The sequence below is a fragment of the Mycobacterium sp. E1747 genome (genome assembly GCF_001667775.1).
GTDB lineage: Bacteria > Actinomycetota > Actinomycetes > Mycobacteriales > Mycobacteriaceae > Mycobacterium.
Genome location: NZ_LZJI01000203.1, coordinates 88,122 through 107,467, shown reverse-complemented (window position 1 = coordinate 107,467; position 19,346 = coordinate 88,122). Strand labels below are relative to the sequence as shown.

Annotated in this window: 21 protein-coding genes; 6 read left to right on the top strand and 15 right to left on the bottom strand. The window is 60.4% G+C overall.

All coding sequences use genetic code 11. The features are described 5' to 3' along the window. Positions 1–429 precede the first annotated feature (429 nt). Together A5695_RS21300 and A5695_RS21295 are read right to left on the bottom strand one after the other, a co-directional pair. Positions 430–705 carry a cytochrome C oxidase subunit IV family protein gene (locus tag A5695_RS21300; protein ID WP_082946221.1) on the bottom strand — a complete coding sequence of 92 codons (276 nt, stop codon included), beginning with the start codon at positions 703–705 and terminating at the stop codon, positions 430–432. 2 nt (positions 706–707) lie between these two features. Continuing rightward, a complete protein-coding gene (locus tag A5695_RS21295) occupies positions 708–1,322 on the bottom strand; it encodes a cytochrome c oxidase subunit 3 (RefSeq protein WP_068086777.1) in 615 nt (204 codons plus the stop codon). A gap of 202 nt (positions 1,323–1,524) precedes the next feature. On the opposite strand from A5695_RS21295, the gene A5695_RS30385 reads away from it, so the two are divergent. From A5695_RS30385 to A5695_RS21285, 4 genes are all read left to right on the top strand, one after another. Then, on the top strand, positions 1,525–1,716 hold the full coding sequence (locus A5695_RS30385; RefSeq protein WP_369830223.1) for a CoA transferase: 192 nt from the start codon (positions 1,525–1,527) through the stop codon (positions 1,714–1,716). After that, positions 1,713–2,201, top strand: a complete 489-nt coding sequence (locus A5695_RS30380; protein WP_369830222.1) for a CoA transferase — start codon at positions 1,713–1,715, stop codon at positions 2,199–2,201. Before A5695_RS30385 ends, A5695_RS30380 begins: the two co-directional genes overlap by 4 nt. Before the next feature lie 192 nt (positions 2,202–2,393). After that, a complete protein-coding gene (locus A5695_RS30375) occupies positions 2,394–2,636 on the top strand; it encodes a CoA transferase (protein ID WP_231974925.1) in 243 nt (80 codons plus the stop codon). A 615-nt stretch (positions 2,637–3,251) separates the two neighbouring features. After that, positions 3,252–3,569: a hypothetical protein gene (locus A5695_RS21285; protein WP_156749785.1), complete on the top strand. Its 318-nt coding sequence runs from the start codon at positions 3,252–3,254 to the stop codon at positions 3,567–3,569. A gap of 277 nt (positions 3,570–3,846) precedes the next feature. Here the strand turns inward: A5695_RS21285 and A5695_RS21280 are convergent, their stop codons facing one another. Together A5695_RS21280 and A5695_RS21275 are read right to left on the bottom strand one after the other, a co-directional pair. Next, a complete protein-coding gene (locus A5695_RS21280; protein ID WP_068087079.1) occupies positions 3,847–4,371 on the bottom strand; it encodes a hypothetical protein in 525 nt (174 codons plus the stop codon). 86 nt (positions 4,372–4,457) lie between these two features. After that, on the bottom strand, positions 4,458–5,084 hold the full coding sequence (locus A5695_RS21275; protein WP_369830225.1) for a hypothetical protein: 627 nt from the start codon (positions 5,082–5,084) through the stop codon (positions 4,458–4,460). Between the two features lie 642 nt (positions 5,085–5,726). Here A5695_RS21275 and A5695_RS21270 point away from each other — a divergent pair. Next, positions 5,727–6,902 carry a phosphotransferase gene (locus A5695_RS21270; protein ID WP_068086770.1) on the top strand — a complete coding sequence of 392 codons (1,176 nt, stop codon included), beginning with the start codon at positions 5,727–5,729 and terminating at the stop codon, positions 6,900–6,902. Between the two features lie 29 nt (positions 6,903–6,931). On the opposite strand, the gene A5695_RS21265 is transcribed toward A5695_RS21270, so the two are convergent. The 11 genes from A5695_RS21265 to A5695_RS21215 all read right to left on the bottom strand — a co-directional run bounded on the left by A5695_RS21265 (position 6,932) and on the right by A5695_RS21215 (position 17,082). Next, entirely contained in the window at positions 6,932–7,642 is a 711-nt protein-coding gene (locus A5695_RS21265; RefSeq protein WP_068086768.1) for an esterase, read from the bottom strand. Between the two features lie 149 nt (positions 7,643–7,791). Then, on the bottom strand, positions 7,792–8,340 hold the full coding sequence (locus tag A5695_RS21260) for a hypothetical protein (RefSeq protein WP_156749784.1): 549 nt from the start codon (positions 8,338–8,340) through the stop codon (positions 7,792–7,794). A 21-nt stretch (positions 8,341–8,361) separates the two neighbouring features. After that, positions 8,362–9,045 (bottom strand): hypothetical protein, encoded by a 684-nt coding sequence (locus A5695_RS21255; protein WP_082946220.1) that lies wholly within the window; start codon positions 9,043–9,045, stop codon positions 8,362–8,364. Positions 9,046–9,055: 10 nt separating this feature from the next. After that, positions 9,056–10,021 carry an MlaD family protein gene (locus A5695_RS21250; protein ID WP_068086763.1) on the bottom strand — a complete coding sequence of 322 codons (966 nt, stop codon included), beginning with the start codon at positions 10,019–10,021 and terminating at the stop codon, positions 9,056–9,058. Further along, positions 10,018–11,022: an MlaD family protein gene (locus A5695_RS21245; protein ID WP_082946219.1), complete on the bottom strand. Its 1,005-nt coding sequence runs from the start codon at positions 11,020–11,022 to the stop codon at positions 10,018–10,020. The genes A5695_RS21250 and A5695_RS21245 overlap by 4 nt, the downstream gene beginning before the upstream one ends. Further along, a complete protein-coding gene (locus A5695_RS21240; RefSeq protein WP_231974923.1) occupies positions 11,019–12,119 on the bottom strand; it encodes an MlaD family protein in 1,101 nt (366 codons plus the stop codon). Before A5695_RS21240 ends, A5695_RS21245 begins: the two co-directional genes overlap by 4 nt. Then, positions 12,113–13,087, bottom strand: coding sequence for an MlaD family protein (locus A5695_RS21235; protein WP_197515583.1), 975 nt, complete (start codon positions 13,085–13,087; stop codon positions 12,113–12,115). The genes A5695_RS21240 and A5695_RS21235 overlap by 7 nt, the downstream gene beginning before the upstream one ends. Then, complete coding sequence (locus A5695_RS21230; RefSeq protein WP_068086757.1) at positions 13,075–14,088, bottom strand: MlaD family protein; 1,014 nt, start codon at positions 14,086–14,088, stop codon at positions 13,075–13,077. Before A5695_RS21230 ends, A5695_RS21235 begins: the two co-directional genes overlap by 13 nt. Beyond that, on the bottom strand, positions 14,085–15,233 hold the full coding sequence (locus tag A5695_RS21225; protein WP_068086755.1) for an MlaD family protein: 1,149 nt from the start codon (positions 15,231–15,233) through the stop codon (positions 14,085–14,087). The genes A5695_RS21230 and A5695_RS21225 overlap by 4 nt, the downstream gene beginning before the upstream one ends. A 3-nt stretch (positions 15,234–15,236) precedes the next feature. Next, complete coding sequence (locus A5695_RS21220; RefSeq protein ID WP_369830221.1) at positions 15,237–16,097, bottom strand: MlaE family ABC transporter permease; 861 nt, start codon at positions 16,095–16,097, stop codon at positions 15,237–15,239. Between the two features lie 16 nt (positions 16,098–16,113). Next, positions 16,114–17,082, bottom strand: a complete 969-nt coding sequence (locus tag A5695_RS21215; protein ID WP_082946218.1) for an ABC transporter permease — start codon at positions 17,080–17,082, stop codon at positions 16,114–16,116. Positions 17,083–18,277: 1,195 nt separating this feature from the next. On the opposite strand from A5695_RS21215, the gene A5695_RS21210 reads away from it, so the two are divergent. Continuing rightward, positions 18,278–18,637 carry a DUF732 domain-containing protein gene (locus A5695_RS21210; RefSeq protein ID WP_156749783.1) on the top strand — a complete coding sequence of 120 codons (360 nt, stop codon included), beginning with the start codon at positions 18,278–18,280 and terminating at the stop codon, positions 18,635–18,637. The last annotated feature ends 709 nt before the right edge of the window (positions 18,638–19,346 follow it).

Here is a 19,346-nt window from a genome sequence, read left to right as displayed (position 1 = left end):
TGGACAGGCGAAATGCCGGTGATCCGGTGAGATCAGTAGAGCGCACCGGCTACGGGCCCGCACCCGCCTGTACCCCCCACGACGAGCGAGCGGCATCACTCACATGCCAGCCCAATAGGCCCATGAATGGATCGACCAGCAATTCGAAATCCACGATGAGTTCACCAGGACCGTGACTGCTCTGCCTCACGGGATCCCGACCTCTTCCCTGTGGCGTGTCGGTAGGCTCAGTCTCGCCGCGAAAGCGCGACCGGCGTCGCACGTCGAACGTAACAGTCTGCGGCGCAGTGCATCTCGACGCTACCCGCTATCGAAGCAGCGTCCACCGCCACGAGGCGACTGCCTGACGCCGACAACTTTTGGTGCTCACTGCTCACCCAAGGAGGGCTGACGGGCGCGATGGCACGCGGCACCAATCTCTCCTACAAATCAGCCGATCGCATACATGCCGATTAACACGCCCAAGAGCACGACGCAGTAGCCCTCGAAGAGGCCGCGCAGCGGAAGCGGCGCCGTCCGAAGCTCCATGAAATACAGCCCTACTAGCCGCACCTTGAACACGGCGACGACAAAGATCGCAATGCTTGCGGGCACGTGGCCGGCTCCGCCTAAGGCGTGCTGGGTACCCAGCGCCCACGAACTGATCGTCAGCACGGTCAATATCAGCCATGCGACGGTGGCATTGCTACGGACGACGGTCTGCATGGTCACCGGACCAAGAAGAGTAGGGGGAATATGACGATCCACAGCAGGTCCACCATGTGCCAAAAGCACGCGCCGCCTTCGATGATGGCGATGCGCGTGCTCGATGGCGACTCATGCCGCACGATCCGCGATAAGACGAATAACACGATCAGTCCGATCACGACGTGGACCAGGTGCAAGCCGGTAAGAATGAAGTAATACATGAAAAAGTCGTTTGTGTTCGGCGTAATACCGGCGGTGATCTTGTCGTGGTATTCAATACCTTTGATCACGAGGAAACAACAGCCTACCGCGAATCCCGCCAGCATCAGACGGGATGCCAACGGGCGTGATGCCTCCGATCTCACCGCGCGTAGAGCCCATGCCACGAGCAAGGAACTAGTCAGCAGCACCAGGGTGTTGATGGCACCGAAGTTGCGGTTCAGGGCGTTCTGGGATTCGGCGAACAACTCTCGATGTTCAGCGCGCCGATTGAGGTAGATACCGAACAAGGTCCCGAACACCAGCATGTCGCCGAACAGGAGCAGCCACACGCCCGGTTCGCCGGGCACATGCCCCGATCGCCGGAACACAGCATCGCCGGATCGCGACGGTTGCAACACCTCGGGCGCCGGCATTGTGCGGTAGCCTCCTGAAGACTTTGGGTTTGTGCTGCCAAATACAGCATTGTTTCATACAGTAAGTGCGAGCTGACCCACCGTCAACGAGCGATGGTCTGGTTGTCGTCTTCCTATGAATTTTCCTATGAATGGGTGCAGCCGAACGCTTTTCGAATTCGACGACCGTGCGAAGCGAATGTCCAGCCAACGAGGTCCAGGTATGAGTGGGCGCGGCGGACCACCGGCGGGCACCAAAGTTGTCGAGCTCGCCGGCATCGGTTCGGGGCCGCATGCGGCGATGCTGCTCGCCGACATAGGCGCCTACGTCGTGCGGGCGGAACGACCAGACGTCACCGACCATCCAGTTCCACCAGAGCTCGACGTTCTGCGGCGCAGTCACCGACCATCATGATCGACCTTCGTCGTCCGGCGGGAGTGGCCGCCGTGTTGGCCATGGTCGCACAAGCTGACGTCCTCATCGAAGGTTACCGGCCAGGAGTATCCGAGCGACTCGGTGTGGGCCCTCGAGTTTGCGCCACCGTGAATCCCCGGCTCGTGTACGGGCGGATGGCGGGATGGGGGCAGACAGGCCCTTGGCGCAGACTGCCGGTCACGACATCGCTATATCGCGCGACCGGTTCACTTGGCGCGATCGGACACGCCGGTGACGCGCCCAGCCCGCCGGTCAACCTCGTCGGTGACTTCAGTGGCGGGTCTACGCTCCTTGTCATTGGCGTCCTGGCTGCACGGCTGGAAAGAACGCGGTCCGGGCAGGGCCAGGTAATCGACGCCGCTATCGTCGACGGGGCGCTGACAGCGCTGCTGCACGGCACGCTGGCCGCTAGCCGGTGGTCGGAGCTCCGAGGAGAGAATCCGTTGGACACCGGCGGACCGTAGTACGCCACCTACGAGACGGCCGACGGCCAATTGGACGGCTGTTGGGGCCCTCGAACCGAAGTTCTATGCCGACTTCACCGCTCGGCTCGGAGGGCGCGACGAAATCGCTGGGCGGCGCGATGACCCCGCCTCCTGAAAGAGCTTCGCAAGGCCATCGCCGACGCCTTCGTGGGCCGCACCCGATACGAGTGGATGGCAGTATTCGACGGCTCTGACGCTTGCGTTGCCCCGGTGTTATCGCTGACTGAAGCCCCGCAACATCCGCACATCGCCGCGCGGCAGACATTTGTCGACGTGGGTGGTGTCGTGCAGCCCGCCCCGGCACCACGATTCAGCCGGACACCCTCCCCGCGCCCCACACCCCACCAGCGCCCGGTGCTGACGCGCAGGACATTCTGGCCGATTGGCCATCGAGGGTGCCGAAACCCTTCTTGATAACGGCGTCGTCCGGACGCCGTAAGTGTTCACGAACCGTGGTCGCACCACGGTGGTTGCGCCCTCCTATAAACCGGCATAAGAACCCGGCGAGGTGCCGTGGTCGACCACGCGGCCGACGAGAAGACACCGACCGGCAGTCATCCGGCCTCATGCTGGGATCGATGAAAACGAGCATGCTGACCGCACGGCCAGGATTTCCATCCTGCCGCAGAAACGTTGCAGCACTTGGGAACCAATCTCCGGGCCGCTGTCCATGCGCAGCACCTTTGGTGGCCCAGCGCGGGAGGCGAACACCTTCTTCAGTTCCTCACCAGGCGCTCGCCGGTGATCGAGCGCTGCACCAGGTTCAGCAGCGATCGCGGGTGTGTTCGTCGATCATGGAGGCGATCTTGATGGCATGGCCGTCGGTGGGAATCGAACTGGAAATCGATCGCCCACATCACGTTCGGGGAATACGCCACACCGATCGGCGAAATTACCCGCCCTCTATCATGCCTTGGTACGCAAGCGAAGCGGTAATGTGTGGCAAGAGGGGAACCACTCCCGAGCAAGGGGTCGACAATGGCGAGAACTAGCCGCATTCAGTGGTCATTTGGTTCCATAGTGGTCGGTTTGGCTGCGACCACGAACCTACTGGGTATCGGGGTTGCCAGCGCGGTACCTTATCCGCTTCCGCCGGGTTACCTGGCCTCCTATGACCAGGGATATGCCACGATGACGCGGGACTCGGGCTCCAAATATGTGCTGAAGCCGTCGACCGAGCTTTATTCGGTCTGTTACGACGAACTCAGGACCGCACAAGCCAAGGATTCACCGGCGAACGAACAGGGTTTCGTGGCGGGCTGCGTAGACGCGGCGCGGCACTCGATGGGCATCTACTACCCTTGCGACCGCAACGGGGACGATCCCGTATGTCCACGTCGTCCGTAATGATCTTCCGGTGAGTTCAGGCTTGACTGGCTGGGTCCCTGGCGTGCATGCCGGTGGCCCAAAGTTTTGCCATTGAACACGAAACATCCTGTACGGCAATCATTTCGACGCTAGCGCCCGCCGCCCGGCCTGCCATTCGCCCTGTGTCAGACCTTCGGCCGGCCGTCCGCCAGCGGCTCGGGTCAACCGCGTCGACCCCTTCGCGCGCTGTTCGTTTTGGCATCGGAATGTTGCCACTGGGATCTGCCAGCTCTGTGTCTTTGGTTGCGCACCATGGCTACTCGACTTTGTCGAGGCGGAAGGGCATCACAATCACCAGGGCCTTGAACCGCCCACAAGCGCCGAGCGCGCCAACCGTCTTGTCACGGCCTTCAAGATAGGGCGACCCGATCTTGGTCACCCCGTGTTCGTCGGAGGGCGAAAAGGAGAACGTCTGGTGTCCGGTGAAGGCAGTTCCGTCAGGGCACACCTGCCAATTCGGCACGTCCCGATCGACCGACCACACATTGCCCATACGCATGTGTAGCGGGGCTTTCCATCCCTGATCACTCGACACCTCACCGGTGCACTCGACGTCACTTGTGCACGTTGACGAGATGGTCCATCTGCTCGTCACCGACTCCTCCGCGTGAAATGAATAGTCGCTGGTAGCGAACTGACCGTCCGACGCCGCGGTGAAAACTCCGTTGATCGCAACGCGGTCAAACGAGGCGTACGCCGATGGTGATGCGCACGTCATACCAGCCAAAGCCGTGACCATCACCGCTGCACTGGTCCATCTGCCAGTCGCGTTCGTACGCATCGAGCCCCCTTCAACCATCGAGTCTTCGCCCCCGACGATCTGCGATCCGCGTCACGATCAGCCAGCCTCGTCGTGCGCCGCACCTATCAAGAATCGCAGACATGCGACCGCTGAATCCTTGATCCCCAGTGCTTGAATCGCTGAACCGAGGGCCCATTCACCCACGCAGTGTTGCGTGCTCTGATTCCGACACCCACGTTCGAGAGGTGTTGCCACAGGCGATAGAACGACTCGCCCTCATAAATCGGAAAGTAGTTATCACCGGCGTAGTCCGTCGTCTGGGTCAACGACTGTGCCCGTGGCGCTAGGAAGTCGGTCGCCTGATCGATGTTGGCTGCGACGGCGTCCGCCTGAGCCTGGATCAGTCCGACGGTCCAATCGTTGTTGGCCTGCAAGAGGTTGTAGTCGAAGTTATCGATTCGACGGGACAGCTCCTTGTAATTGACCTTGTACCACTGACACATTTCTCCCATCGCGGTGATATCCGCGTCGGTCACGCTTTTGCGGGTGGAGTCGTACGGATAGGGGAATTTCGGCGTCCAGCTGTTCGGCTGCGCATTGACTTCCGGGAGGGGTGGAACCGGAGGATCCGACGGGTCGGCGCGGGACTGCCCATTCGCCAACGCCAAGCTAACCAACACCAGCGAAATCACCAACAGCGCAATGCGCGTGATGCGAACAGCGATACTACGGTCGACTGCACCGCTAGTCATGTTGCGCATCCGTCAACTCCCATGAGTCGGGGCATCCGAGCACGGCCATGCGCTTGCCTCGGGTCCGAGGCGCGTGCCGTTGGCCATGCCGGCTGCGGCAGATTTTGTCTCACGAAACCCTTCGCAATCGGCCCTCATGACTTTGTTGCATACCGAGTCCCCTCTCTGGAGACCCATGCCCCCGGCGAACGGCTACCACCCATAGTCGTGGTGACTCAATACTATATTGTTATATACAAATATCTAGAGTCAGAGTCGAACTCCGCTGCTTCGAAGCCATCGGCATCATCGCGCATTCTTGTATAGTCACACACTATATGGACAAAAACTACCCCGAACCTCAGAGCTGTCTGGAAGACGGTGGTGGATACGATCATGACCCGATTCGATGGGCGTCGTCGGCGCAGCTGCTGCAGCGAGCGCGACGAAGATCAGGATCCTATGACGGCTCTCGTCGGTGCCGAGGTGTTGACTGCTTGCAATTCTCCACGGCCCGCATCGAGCCGAGTCGGCGCGACCACATCGAGGGATTTGCCGCCGAAAGCCGAGCGAACATGATTGACCGATAGCACAGAACACGATGCCCATTCGCTTTGGTGGGCGAAAACCGAGATGGACATCGAATAGGACGGGAGTGCGGGGATGGGTCTACAGGACCAGTTGATCTTTGCCAACTCGCTGGCACGCGTTGGGGTTAAGGTCGCGAGAGAGAAACTTAGACCCGCCAGCTCAGGTGGGGACTCTGTACCGCTGAAGGTTGAGGGGCTAACCGAGGAATGGCTGACCGAGGCCTTGTGTCGAGATCACCCTGCCGCGCAGGTGACAGGGTTCGAGTTGCTCGCCGGATCGGAGGGCACGACCACTCGCCGCTCACTACGCATCGAATACAACGAGGCAGGTGTTGACGCGGCTCTTCCTACGGCTGTCTTCTCAAAGTCCGCTCCCAGATTCCTTTCTCGGGTGCTGGTTGGGATAACCGGCATCGGCGCCGGAGAAGCGTTGTTCTACGAGACGATTCGACGTCATCTCGAAATTGGTGCTCCCGCCGGCTACTTCGGTCGTTGGGACGAACTCGCATGGCGCTATCTGGTGCTGACTGAGGATGTGTCCGTGACGCGGGGAGCAACTTTTCCTCGCGAGGGGATTCAGGTTGACCGAAGTGGTGCCGAGTGCATGATTCGCGAGATGGCGCATTATCACGGAGCCTTTTGGGAGGATCCACGATTGGACGAGTGGACCGTACTTGCCGATCCATACGTATGGCAACTAGCGCTCAATCGAAGAGCTGGCTGTGACCTGGGGGCGATCGCAGCATTTCGATGGCTGACCGCCGAGATTCCACACCAATTGCGCTCGCGCAAATCTGAGATTCGCGGGGCTCTGATGCGATCGCTGGCTGTCAATGTCCGGGGACCGAAGACTCTGCTACATCAAGACACCCATCCCCGAAATTGGTTCAAGGTGCCCGATGGGTCGGTATACCTGTACGACTGGCAAGCGATAGCGAAGGGTAACTGGGCGTTGGACGTCAGTTACGCGCTCAGTTCTGTTCTCGACACCGCCGATCGCCGCTCGTGGGAACGAGAACTACTGGAACTTTATCTGGACGAATTGGGCTCTGCCGGGGGGAATCCGCCGAGTTTTGCCGAGGCATGGCTTGCCTACCGACAACAAATGATCCATGGGTTTGTGTTCTGGGCATACACTTCGGCCGTAAACCGTGTAAGGGAAGTGCATCCCGAGGATGTCACTCGAACGATTGTCGCCCGTACGGCCCAGGCGATGGTGGACCTCGAGACCCTGGACGCAATCGACTAAAGCCAGCGACGGCGCCCGGTCAAGAATCTCTAGATCTGCAGCGGCGGAAGCACACCGCGCGGAACCGCGACCTGGAGTACCCCGACTTTGTCCGAAGCAAGCTGCCCCTGGTCGAAGAAGAAGGTCACGTTGTCATCGGTGACCGCGAAATTCTGATAGAGATTTGGATCCTTGCCAACCTCGGGCTTCAATGTGAAATGCCAAGCAAGTAGCTGCTTTTCGAGGTCGGCTTTCACCATGGGATAGATCGAATCGATCGGGTTGCCGCCGGGAGCGAACAGATTGTCGAATGTGACACTCCGGCTCTGATCGTGGTCATAAGTGAAGGACTTGACCTTCACACGTACCGGAAGACCTTCGATGTCCCGGAAGACTTGCAGTACCAACGACTCGGTTCCGTGCCGCGGCCGCCCATATTCGCTGACGATCCTTTGCGGCTGGCCCGAGCTGAACGACTGGGAACTGACATAGACCTCGTAGGGAAGAAACGGGGCATTCGGTGCCGACGCCCTGCTGACGAGGTCGTCGCGCACTCCGCTGAGATAAGCCGCAACGGCAGCACCATCGGGATATTCGGTCCCGAAGCGCATGTCGAGTGTGTAGGTCGGAGTGGTTGTCAACACGTGGCACACCGTGCCGGACTGCAGGTCCCCCTTGAGATCGGTGCACGCAGACTCCGCGGTAGCGACAGCCGCGTCGACCAACCCAGCCGACAGCAACGCCGCAACCAATGCCGCCATTCTCTTCGCTCTGGCTCTCACGCTCACGCCATGACCCCGACCGCGTAACCGATCCTTCGTAGCAGCAGAGGGCGCGACCACAACCGAGCTTTCTCGCAAGCCAGTCTTTTTCCTTGGGGTGCAGGACGCACGGTGGCGAGCACGTTCAGTCAATCGCTGGACAGGACGACCGACGTCACCACGAAACTCCGTGGAATCGTTGAAGGCCAACCTTCTTCACCTCCGTCGCCCATGATGCTCAGCCCGTATTTCGTGTAGGTGCAATTCTCGAACACTTGGTATGCTCTCCCCTGCACGATCGTTGCCTGAATTGCCTTGGATTGGTCATCTCCGGGACCACCGGTCCGATAGTCGCCGTATCCGGTGACCAATCGAGAATGCACGGGCGTGAACCCCCTCGCCTGCAGGGCACTCGCAACGGTCTTGTCTTCCATCGGCAGGAAGCGCCCCTTGTGCTTTATCCAATTGACCATCTGATTCACGGCGTCGTTACTGACCGAGGCCAGGAGGTCATCTAGGCGTAGCGGCGGACAGCCTGCCGCCGCGCGGGCCGTGTCGAATTGCGACTTCAGCTCGGAATACGCGTCTCCCGCAGCTGCGGTCGGTGCGCTGAGCGTCATGGCGGCTACCCCCGCACAAACAAAGGCAAGTGACGACACAACTCGCCCCGGGCGCCCCCGCTGTCTGAATTCGGTCATCAGCACAGTCTGTCCACCACGTTATTTCTGACCGACGACGGGGCCCGGCCCCCCAACGTCGCTGATGTTCCAGTCGTGGCTGGGATCTATCGTCACGGTGTACGTGGCCGTGGAGTGCAATCCATCGCGAGACTGTTTGGTCTTGGTGTCCACCCCGATGAAGGCATCGACAACGTACACGTTGTTGTCGTGGGATCGGACCTTTGCCGCTATCGGAGTCGCGGTGGACTTCCACTCAAGGGGCACGAGGATTTGTTCCATCGAGCCGGCGGCATTGTTGAGCTTGTCTTTGAGTTCCGGCGACGTACCCTTGACCAGTTCGGCCTTCCATGCGTCCAGTTTCTGGAAGTCGATGGCCGCAGCGTGCACAGAATAGTCGAGAGCGATCTTTTCGGCGCGACGGTCGTTCGCGGCTTGCGCGGCTTCCTTGCCGAGATCTCCCTTGGCGCCCAGGTAGAGCCAGAGCACGATTCCGAACGATGTCGCCCAGCCGACGACGAGCAGCACGAGCACGAGCGAACGGACCGAAATCGATAACGTCCGCCCCTTCGATGTGTCTTTGGCTTTCGGGGCTTCACTCTTCGTATCGGCGGCGGCCTCGGGTGTTTCCTCAACAGCGTCGGCCGCTTTTGGGTCCTCGGCGCCGTCGTCGGGCTCGGCCACTCGACCGTTCACTGTCTTCTCGTTCTCCGTCGTCTTAAGCATGACGATATACCTATCCCTTCGGAACTTGTACGTGCAGATCGATGACTCCGTCCGCAGGCACTGTCGCGAGGAGACGCGACATGAGCTGGTTGCCATCGAGATTGGTGAGGGCGTCCGCGATGAGATTCATGTTTTCCGACGTCGCTTCACCGAGGACTCTCAGGTCGGGGCCCCGATCATCGAGGAATTTCTGTATGCGATCCAACAGGCCGCCGAACTGCAGGAAATCCATCGGGAGGAGCGAGTATCCGAAGAGCCAGACGTCGTCCATCGGCGGCCCACCAAGCGATGGGCCAAGCGCTCTCAGAGGATCAATCGTGGCAGCCAGCGCAGGCCCGACGAAGCCAGCGTTCCGGAGCAGCACCTGCGCGTTGTCGACGACCTCGCGTCCCTGGCCATGAAAGTCCAGAGTGATGTTGCGCAGCAGCAAGTTTGTGCGCGACCAGTTCGGCAGCACCGACTTCGGATCCGCGAGCGCGGTGTCCGCCTGGCCGACGATGCGGCTCAGCTGATCGGGGTCGAGCTGATTGAGCACCCGTGTCACGCTGGCCGCCAGCTCCGATATCGACGGCGGTTGCTTCAGCGATTCGGAGGCAATGCGTTGCCCGTTTTGATAACTCGGACCGCCGGAGCTCCTCGGCTCGACCTCGATATATGCCTCGCCAAGGGCCGACAGGTTGTCGAAGCGGATGTCGCTGTCGACGGGAACCTTGTACTGCCCGTCCACGTAGAAATTGATCGTGGCCGCCTTCGTCGACGCCTCGATCCCCGTCACGTGTCCGATCGGGACGCCTCGAAACAACACGTTCGAACCGACCACCAGGTTGCTGATGTCCGGCGCCACGATTGACAGCTCCGTGCGATTTTTTGGCTTTCCCGGGCGTACTCCGAGAGACAGGCAGTACACGATGAAGACTGCGATCATGGCGATGAAGACGATGACCGACGTCAGCGCAGCAACGGATTTGGAGTTCATCCTTTCGCACCGATCATGCCAAGGACCTGGTCGACGTTTCCGATGAGTTCGTTTCCGCCGGGCCCCACGATCGACACGATATTGATCGCAGGATATTTCTGTTCTGGCAACAACTGATCAGTTACCAGGTGCTCCCATCGGTGCACTTCGGATTCGAAAGCCCACTTCGAGTGCTGAACGGTCTGGAAGGCGTTCGCCAGCGAGGACAGAAACGGGTCCAGCCAGTAACCGTTCCAGTAGATGCTGCCGATCGTGGGAAGAAGAGGCGCGAAGAAATGCGACCACGAGAACGAGTGATGAAATGCCGTCAGGCCCGCTGACGAGAACCAATACTTAAAGTCGGCGGCGTGGTTCGCCATCACCTGCCCGCTCTGCGCGAGCCCATCGAGCCATCTGTCCACGACGTCGATGTTGTTGGCCAAGTCGGATAGATCGGTCGCGACCCGCGCCGATATCGCCCTCACCTCAGGGCGCGGTGGAGTGACGCGGTTGATTCCGATGATCGAATTCTGAGCGCGTTGGATCGATCCGCTTCCAATGAAGTTCGCCAGGTTTGCCATGGTGTCTTCAATTTGCGGCGGAGAAGTGGTCTGCGCCAACGGAATTCTTCCACCGTTGCCGATGATCGTGGACGAGCGAGGTTCGTTGGCTGGCAACTCAAGTGCCACGTAGGTGTCCCCCAGCACCGTCGCCTGCTGGATGACCGCATGGATGTTCGACGGAATCGACACCGCACCATCGACCCGCACGGTCACGTCGACTCCGCGCGTGCTCAGGGAAATGTCCTTTAGCACCCCTACTCTCCTACCGTCCATCAGCACCTTCGCGCGGTCCGGTAGGTTGAGGACGTTGGCGAACTCGACGACAACGTCATACCCGTCTCGGTAGCTGCTCCCCGGCAACGGAATGGCATTGACGCTGAACGCATTCATTGCTGAACACCCCGACAACATCGACGCGCAAACGGCCGCCAGCAACGCGACCAGGATCCGGCTCCTCATCGGTGCTGAGCCTCCATCAAGACGTACTGCAGGAGTGCGACATCCACGGCATACGGCTGGCCATTCACATCCGCGCAGCTTCCCGGCACCGATGAATTCATGTAGCCGCACAACGCCAGTCCATTCGGAGTCGCCACCCGGAACAACGGTGGCCGCCAGCGGATCATGTTTAGGTCGTTGTTGTTGGCCCACGCGCTGATCGTGTTGATGAATCTCGGAACGGGATTGAGGATGTTGGCAATGCCCTTGTAGTGCGGTGAGAGATGGCGCATCGCATCGGACACTGTGTCTAGCAACAACGTAATGTTGTCGCCAAGGTTCTGCTCGATATCGGCAACCATCCTGACTAGTGGGTCGATGACCTCGGACAACCCACTGATGCCGCCGAGCGAGTTCACCACGTCCGGCACCACCAAAGGCGTATTGTTGATGACTTCCTTCAGCGGGGGCCGGTTGTCCTTCAGCATGGTCGTCAGCTTGGCGACGTTCCTGACCACCGCGGCGAGATCACCAAGGGGCTGCTCGGGGTTGTCCAGCAGCGCTGAGGAGGTCGTCAACAGGTGTCTCGCCGCTTCTCCGTTGCCGTTCACGGCCGCATCGACACCATGCAGAGCATCCTGAATATTTTGCGAGCCACTGGGATTGATTCCGTTGACGAAGTTCGTCGCCGAGCCAATGACCTGCGAAATGCTCATCGGCGTGAACGAGTGGTCGCGCGCGATGCACGCGTTCGATGACAGTTTCGCTCCGGATTTGTAGTTGCCTACTAGCTCCAGGGACCGATCCGCGAGGATGGAGATGGACCGGGTAACCGCCTTGACCTGCCTCGGTAGCGGACGGTCTGATTCGACGGCGAAGTGAACCTCCACGTCGCGGTCGCGCGGAACGATCGACTCAACTGTTCCGATCCGGTACCCCATCTGGGTCACCGCGTTACCCGGGTACAAGCCGATGCTGTCGGCCATGATCGCGCAATACTTCGCCGCTTTCGGCGCGGACTGGACCCCGCAGGCGGTTCCGCTGATCGCGATGATGAAGGCGCACGCCGTTCCCGCCAGGACGGTGCCGGCTCGGAAATTGAGGGGGGGTCTCAACACGGGCTCCCGTGGATAGGAATGCAGATGTCGGTGGCCAACAATTCAGGTCGGGTGAATTGGTTCTGCTTATCCAGGGCGACCTCCATCCGGTTGTGGATGCGGTTGAGGACCCGGACCACAAGGCCAGTGCGACCGGCGATCGTTCGCGACTCGGTCAGCAGATGATTGACCCGGTCCAGGAAGTCGGTGCGGTGCGAGAAGTAGAAGTTTGTAACGGGCATCAGCGCGGCTCCGATCGTCCCGATCCCGTCCATACTCGCGGCGAATTCCTTGCCGTACAGCGTGAGAATCTGCTCGAGAATTGCCACCTTCTTGATGTAATACGTGAGCTGGCCATCGTATTGCGCCATCTTGTCCAAGTATTCGTCGGAGATGTCCAAGATCTTGGTGAGATCGCCACGCTGACGGTCCAAAGAGTCAACCACGGCGTTACCGGCGTGGAGCAACGCCGACAGGGACTGGGTGTTGGTGCCGGTCAACCCTTGCTGCACTTGGTCGAGCGTCTCGCGGATGGGTCGACTGTCCACTCGGTCGGTGATCTTGGTGGAGTCCACAAGCGTCTGCATCAAGCTGTAGGGCATCGTAACTCGGTCCTTGGGTATCGCCCGGTTTCCCAACGGCGTCCGTCCCGCGGGAATCACGGTGACGTAGTAGCCGCCCACGATGGTGAGCATCCGAACCTGAACTTGAGATCGGTCGCCGATGAAGGCGTCGCGCCTCACACTGGCGCGCACCCGCACCTGATCGGGCTCGATCGACAGGTCTTTGACTTCGCCCACGATGATGCCGGCGATGCGGACCGTGTCGCCGGGTCGAAGTGTTGCGGCATCGTCGGTGTAAAAGGAGATCAGCTTCTGATCGGGCGGGTTGATATAGAGGATCGAAACCACCAGAGCGATGACCAGCGCCGCAACCAGCGTCGAGATTCCCCAGAACCATTGGTTTCCGAAAATTTTCACTTTTTGCATAACACCACTCGCTGACCGTTGAGAAGGACATCCACGGTTTCGGGCAGTTGAGCCCGTCCCTTTGAGCACGGCACCGGGGTGCCCTCATCCGGCGGCTCAGGAATGTTCTCCCAGAACACCGGGGTTTTCTTGAAGATGTCGAGGAAGTCGTACGAGTTGGTAATGGCGGTGTCGAACGCACGGTTGATATTGATGCCCGGCCGGATACCTGCGGCCGCAAGCAGACGCAGCACAGTGTGGGTGAAGTCGGTGCCGGCGACCTGGGCCTTTCGGAACTCGTCAGTCATCGACACAGCTTGGTCGAGGGGCAGCTGGATCTCATCGAAGATCTTGAACAAGTAGTCCGACCGGGCATGGACCCCATCTGACAGGGTCGCCAAATTTTGAACCAGGGTCTGGACAACCTGCTGGCGATTCGCCACGTATCCAGTGAGGGTGCGGATGCTGTCCAGCATCGGACCCAGCCCGCGTTCATCGCCTTGCAGGAATAGGTTGGCGTTCTCGGTGAAGGTATTGATCTCGTCTGGGCTCAGCGTTGCGAGAACCGGCTGGAGCCCGTTGAACAAGACCGTGATGTCAAACGATGGATGCGTCATCGACGTCGACACGTTCTTCATGCTGCCCGCAACGTTTCGCGTCTCGCCTGGGTGCTCCACGTCAACGTAGCGCAGGCCCGTGAGCGCCTGAAATTTCACTGCGAGTCGGCTCTCGGGAACGAGGGTGTAGCGGTTGTCCATGGTGAAGGCGACTTGAGCGACACTGCTGCCGTCCTCGGTGTGCTTCAGGTCGATCGAATTGACCTTGCCGACGCGCACGCCGCGCACCCGCACGTCCGCGCCGTCGCTCAGACCCGACACGTCGGTGAACTCGGCGGTGAATTTTGATGTGCCTGCAGCTGTGTCGACGGGCTGTCTGACCGCGTTCGTGATCACGACCACCAGGACAGTGCTGAAGGTAGCGGCGATAAGGAAGCGCCACAGGGCTGCGCGCGGCTTGATCATGGTGCCCCAACCCCGTACCCGAGCGCGCTTTCCACACCCGGGACCCTGTCGAGGACTATCCGTACCGGCAGCGCATGCAAATCGCCCGAACTGGCGTACATACGCTCGAACCGAGTCCTCAGCTCTGTGATCGTTGCACCGAACACATCGGGATCAAAGATCTTAGGTGCTGTGTCGGTAAGACCTCTGAGGCTCTCGATGAGCGGAAAGAGATCATTGACATGCGAGTACTCAAGCGCGCCGACCTTGGCGAACAGATCGCTCTTTGCCTTGTCCATTATGACGTCCCAGACTCTGACGTTGTAGTTGTCGTTGTCCATGTTGGCGAACCATTTTTGCTGGTTCGTCTCGTACTGCTTGCGGTGCGCTTCATCCATTGCCGGCCAGAATTTCATCTTGCTTCGCAGCAGTTCGGCGTTCTCCGGCTTGCTCTTATCGCCGAAGTAGTTGTGGATGAAGTCATTTCCGACCCCAATGAGTGCGTCGGCCGTGCCGGGGAACGCGACGCTGATGCCCGTCGCGTTTCTCAGCAGCCGCTCGGTGCTCACCGTTTGGACGTCCGTAACCGTGGTCGACACGATCAGCGCCGTCTCGATCAGTGGCCGGAAGGCGTCGACGTACTGAGTTCCCCGATTCATCACACTAATCAGCCGGTCATCGAGCACGCCGTGAGTGATTTCCCCCAGCCGGTACAGCAGTGCCTGCAGACTGTAATTCCCCTGCGGCGCAATCGTTAATTGCATGCCGTTACGGAGGCGTTGACCCCCCTGCCCCGGCTGGACATTGATTCCAGTGACGCCGAAGTAGTTCGACGGCCGGTAGTCAATCTGTAGGGAGTCGGTGAGGTCCCGGACCGAGTTCGCCTGCAACTTCAGGTCGAACTGAACGCCTCCGCCCGCGAGGCTCGACACGGACGAGACCTCACCGATCTTCACGCCGTGCATGATCACCGGCGTCTCCGGTTCGACACCCTGACCCGAGTACGGAACACGCAAGCGCACCGACACCACATTCGTTGCGGGCGGTGCGAACTGCTTGACCGCGAGGTAGATGACGAGGATCACCACAAGCGACAGAAGCAAGATCGTGCCGAGCCTGGTAAGGAGCGTCGCCTCGGATTCTTCCGATCTTTCCAGCAGGGTCATCGTTCAGCCTTTGAACAAGAAGGTGGGCTTGAGGCCCCACATGACGACGGTTAGGGCCAGGTCCAGAGTCATGACTGCGACCAGACTGGCTCGGACAGCTCTCCCCGAAGCCTGTCCGACGCCAACCGGGCCGCCTGAGGCGAAATATCCGTAGTAGCAATGGATGACGATCACCGCGGCGGCGAAAATCGTGGCTTTCGCAGTCGAGTAAACGAGGTCGCCAACCGACAGGAATTGAATGAAGTAGTGGTTGTAGGTCCCCTCCGGGGAGTCATAGGCGCCGCTGATCATCAGTGTGGAGATATAGAAGCTTAGGAGCAGGGTGATGACATAACCGGGCACGATGCACAGCAGGCCACCAATAACACGCGTGCCGACGACGAAGGGGACTGGGCGAAGTCCCATGACCTGTATCGCGTCGATCTCTTCGGCGATCCGCATCGACCCGATTTCGGCGGTGATTCTGCAACCGCACTGTGCAGCGAACGCCACGCCGGCAACCAAAGGGACCATCTCTCGGACGTTCACTAAACCGCCAATGATTCCAGAGAGCGCACCGAAGCCCATGATGTTGAGCGTTGCCCAGGCCTCGATCGCGACCATCGTCCCGATGGCGATACCCAAGACCAGCAATACGCTGATCACACCACCGTCAACCAGCAACGATCCTCGGCCCCAAGCCAAGTCGACCATCCGCGCCATCACCTCTCGGCGGTGCTTGCGCACGGTCACCGGCAGGAGCCATATGACCTGAGCGATGAACAGCACCCATTGGCCAACGGACTTCGCCTGGCGGACATACAAATTCGAAGCTCGCCGCCACACCGCGTGATAGGCGGAAGGCGCTGCCACTGATTGAGTCACCCTTGCACTTCCTCGGTCACGCGACTCGCATCGGGAAGAACATGGTCTGAATCTGGGTGATCGCCAAGTTGGCGAAGAAGATGCCGACGACGTTGACCACCACGGCTGCATTGACGGCGTCGGCGACTCCTCGTGGGCCACCCTTCGCTTCGATTCCTCTGAGCGAGGAGACGATGCCGACGATCGCCGCAAACACGACCGCTTTGATGAACGCAAACCAGACATCCGGCATCTTGGCGAAGGCACCGAACGAAAGCCAATACGTTCCTGGCGCGACGTCACTCACATAGAGAGACAAGAAGAATGACGCGACAACCGCCGAGGCGATGATGATCGCGCACAGCACCGGCGCCAGGATGACGAGTGCAAGGACCCGCGGGACGACGAGACGGCGAACGGGAGATATCCCCAATACGCGCATCGCGTCAAGTTCTTCGCGAATCGCTCGCGCGCCCAAGTCGGACGCGATAGCCGATGCGGCGGCGCCGCCCATCAGCAGCCCGGCGGTGATGGGTGCCCCTTGCCGGACGATTCCCACGCCGGCGGCCGCGCCGACAAGTGAGTTGGCTCCCACCTGGTTGATGAGTCCGGAGATCTGGACGGCCACCATCGCCCCGAACGGAACGGCCATCAAAATAGCCGGAATGGCCGTCACCTTATAGAGCATCCATGCTTGCGTGATCAGCTCCCCACCGGGCAGCTTCCCGGTCAAGGTATCCGTTACCGAGTAGCGGGCGACCTCGAGGCTCAGTTGGGCGGCACGTCCAACACTGCCGATGGCTTTCAGGGGTCTCCTGGCGAGCCCGGCGAGCGGTTCGGGAAGTCTGACGACCCTATTCCCCTTGGAACTAAGCGGTTTCGGCAGGATGACAGCCTGGCCACCGTTTGCGGGATCCTCTGACGTCGGCGGGTAGTCGAGTTCTGCATGTGTGGGGGCCACTATGCCGCCCTCCCTCGTGCCGCGATAGAACCGGTCGGCACGCATGGGGCAAACTTTGCGGTGCCGGTTATGGCCATGAGGTGCCCTCCGTTGGTACCCGATGTCGGATGGTCGTAGTTGCTGGTCGAACAGCAAAAAGGTGGTTATCGCAGAAACGCCTGCGACGTCTCGTCCCAGGTCGGCCACTTTGAGGTCAGCGTGAAAATCGAATCCTTTTAGATAAATTGAGCACTGGCTACTCACCGGGCGTTCCACCTGGCGACATGTCCCCTCCCCTGCAACCTCACGTCCACATCGTGTCGCGCAACCACCCAACGGCTGCGCAGCTTCGCTACGGCACCCGGTGCCGATGTCCAGACCACATCACAGGTCCCCGAGCGCCACTCATTTGCGAGGATCTACCAACTGTTGATTGAGCTTGCGGCTGTGTCCTGCAAGCGTGCATCGCTGGCAGGCGAACAAATCCGATGCCGACCGGCAGTTGATCCCCTGTCGGGCTGAGTGTAGAGTGTGTCACTTCCAAGGGCCTTCTGTCATGTACGTCACAGTATGGAAGCATACAATATTTGCGATTGCAAGGGGCTTAGACCTGGGATCGCTTCGCGGCTTAGTTGAGCCTTTGAAACGTTGCTCAACCAAGCACTACCGAGTTCTAGCCAGCTCCGCGCCCGCTGTGAGAGGTTAACCAACCCGCGCGTTGATTGTGAGTGTTTTGGCTGTCGCGATACAGCTCACGGGGTGAGGCGGCTTGGCTGGCGTGGTCGCCGCCGTCGCCCGCTCGCTGCTCCGAAGAATCGATCGTCCTCGACGGCGGTCACCGGAAGGTCACCTACACGCCACGGCGCAAAGGAGCTCGCAAGACCGACCTCGCTCACCCCTGGCTAAGTCGGAATGTGGACTGTCGGAGTGACGCTGTGGCGGGCTGGCCCCAACGCGTGAGCGAGTTGACGCCGCACAATCCGAATTGTTCTTGCCCGCGGGGCGTTTTGGGCACGCACCACAACGGGGCGCTGCCGGGTGGAGGCGCCCGCCGCAGCTGTCGGGGCAATCATTGCTGGCACGGATCGCCAACCGGGTGGGTCAACCCCCTCTGTCCCGGCCAAAAAGATGGTTCTTCCTGATGATGTCGCTAGATGCCTAAGAACATCTAGAACCCCCGGACAGCACTGCTCCCGTAATTTGTGGTTATTCAGGAGGATTGCTACGTGTGAGAACACGTCGAGGGTGCTACGGTGCTGCGGTGGCTGCCATACCGTCCCGAAATGCCGCTGCCGCCGTTGTGCTCGTCTCGGCCGGGTTGCTGATGACGGCGCCGCAGTCGCATGCAGAACCCAGCACCGACCCCAGCACCGAGTTCCTCGCCATGTTGGCTAAGCAAGGTTTTGACATTGGTACGTCGGGCTCCGATACGGAACTCACGCTGAGCGCTGGAGAACGGGTTTGCCACTTTCTCCACTATGACTACTCGCCCGAAGACGCAGCCATGAATCTTCGGTTCAGGTTCCCGAATGCCACTCCGGAACAAATCTCCGGGTTCGTTCAGGCCGCGCAGGCAACACTGTGTGGTCCCGCCTACGCGCCGGTCGAACAGGAACCGTGACGTCTGCGCTCGCCGTGAGCGCGCCACCTCCCCGGCTGCGACCAAGCTGATGACCGGGTAGCTGATATGTTCAGTCCCCGACCTCCATCGGCAGCACCGATCCGGTCAGCGCGAACATCGACCGCAGGCAGCCCAGCGGTCGACCGGGTCAGCCCACCGCGGTGAGGCCGCGACCGCAACGATCTGCTCGCCGAGACGATCCCCTGGCCGCAATGGCAGTCAAGACGGCCTATTCGATGCTTGCCCACCCGAATACACTCGGCCTTGGCGCAGCAGCAGTTTGAACAGTCGATGCGCGTCAGATCCGCCAGGAGTCCTCACGACCCCGTAGGAAATCCGGGCTGCCCCCAACTCGCGCTCGGGGCGCGCAGGGAAAGTGACCGCGGTGATTTCACCCGGGTCGCAGCAACCGCGTCAGATGCGCGGCGTTGCGCGCATCGGTCTCGTTCCCAACGACGAACGCAACCCTTGAAGCGACCATGGGTCGCAGGGGACCGGTGCGCGGCCGGTAACTGCGGCGCCCCGCGCCGCACATCGACCGTCGGTCGTGCTAGTTAGTATTCCTGAATACAGTCTAATAGCGGTCTGGTGCGCTCTTGCATTCGCGTCAACGCCGGCGAGAGCGAATTCGGCGCTGACAACATTGCTGCGTTGGCACCGGTGTTGCGGCGAATCGACGCCCTCATCCTTCCAATGAGCGACGGGGCCG

Coding starts and splice junctions, on each gene's coding strand:
- A5695_RS21300 (WP_082946221.1), bottom strand. CDS start 705: ATGCAGACCGTCGTCCGTAGCAATGCCACCGTCGCATGGCTGATATTG.
- A5695_RS21295 (WP_068086777.1), bottom strand. CDS start 1,322: ATGCCGGCGCCCGAGGTGTTGCAACCGTCGCGATCCGGCGATGCTGTG.
- A5695_RS30385 (WP_369830223.1), top strand. CDS start 1,525: ATGAGTGGGCGCGGCGGACCACCGGCGGGCACCAAAGTTGTCGAGCTC.
- A5695_RS30380 (WP_369830222.1), top strand. CDS start 1,713: ATGATCGACCTTCGTCGTCCGGCGGGAGTGGCCGCCGTGTTGGCCATG.
- A5695_RS30375 (WP_231974925.1), top strand. CDS start 2,394: ATGGCAGTATTCGACGGCTCTGACGCTTGCGTTGCCCCGGTGTTATCG.
- A5695_RS21280 (WP_068087079.1), bottom strand. CDS start 4,371: ATGCGTACGAACGCGACTGGCAGATGGACCAGTGCAGCGGTGATGGTC.
- A5695_RS21275 (WP_369830225.1), bottom strand. CDS start 5,084: ATGACTAGCGGTGCAGTCGACCGTAGTATCGCTGTTCGCATCACGCGC.
- A5695_RS21270 (WP_068086770.1), top strand. CDS start 5,727: ATGGGTCTACAGGACCAGTTGATCTTTGCCAACTCGCTGGCACGCGTT.
- A5695_RS21265 (WP_068086768.1), bottom strand. CDS start 7,642: ATGGCGGCATTGGTTGCGGCGTTGCTGTCGGCTGGGTTGGTCGACGCG.
- A5695_RS21260 (WP_156749784.1), bottom strand. CDS start 8,340: ATGACCGAATTCAGACAGCGGGGGCGCCCGGGGCGAGTTGTGTCGTCA.
- A5695_RS21255 (WP_082946220.1), bottom strand. CDS start 9,045: ATGCTTAAGACGACGGAGAACGAGAAGACAGTGAACGGTCGAGTGGCC.
- A5695_RS21250 (WP_068086763.1), bottom strand. CDS start 10,021: ATGAACTCCAAATCCGTTGCTGCGCTGACGTCGGTCATCGTCTTCATC.
- A5695_RS21245 (WP_082946219.1), bottom strand. CDS start 11,022: ATGAGGAGCCGGATCCTGGTCGCGTTGCTGGCGGCCGTTTGCGCGTCG.
- A5695_RS21235 (WP_197515583.1), bottom strand. CDS start 13,087: ATGCAAAAAGTGAAAATTTTCGGAAACCAATGGTTCTGGGGAATCTCG.
- A5695_RS21230 (WP_068086757.1), bottom strand. CDS start 14,088: ATGATCAAGCCGCGCGCAGCCCTGTGGCGCTTCCTTATCGCCGCTACC.
- A5695_RS21225 (WP_068086755.1), bottom strand. CDS start 15,233: ATGACCCTGCTGGAAAGATCGGAAGAATCCGAGGCGACGCTCCTTACC.
- A5695_RS21215 (WP_082946218.1), bottom strand. CDS start 17,082: ATGCGTGCCGACCGGTTCTATCGCGGCACGAGGGAGGGCGGCATAGTG.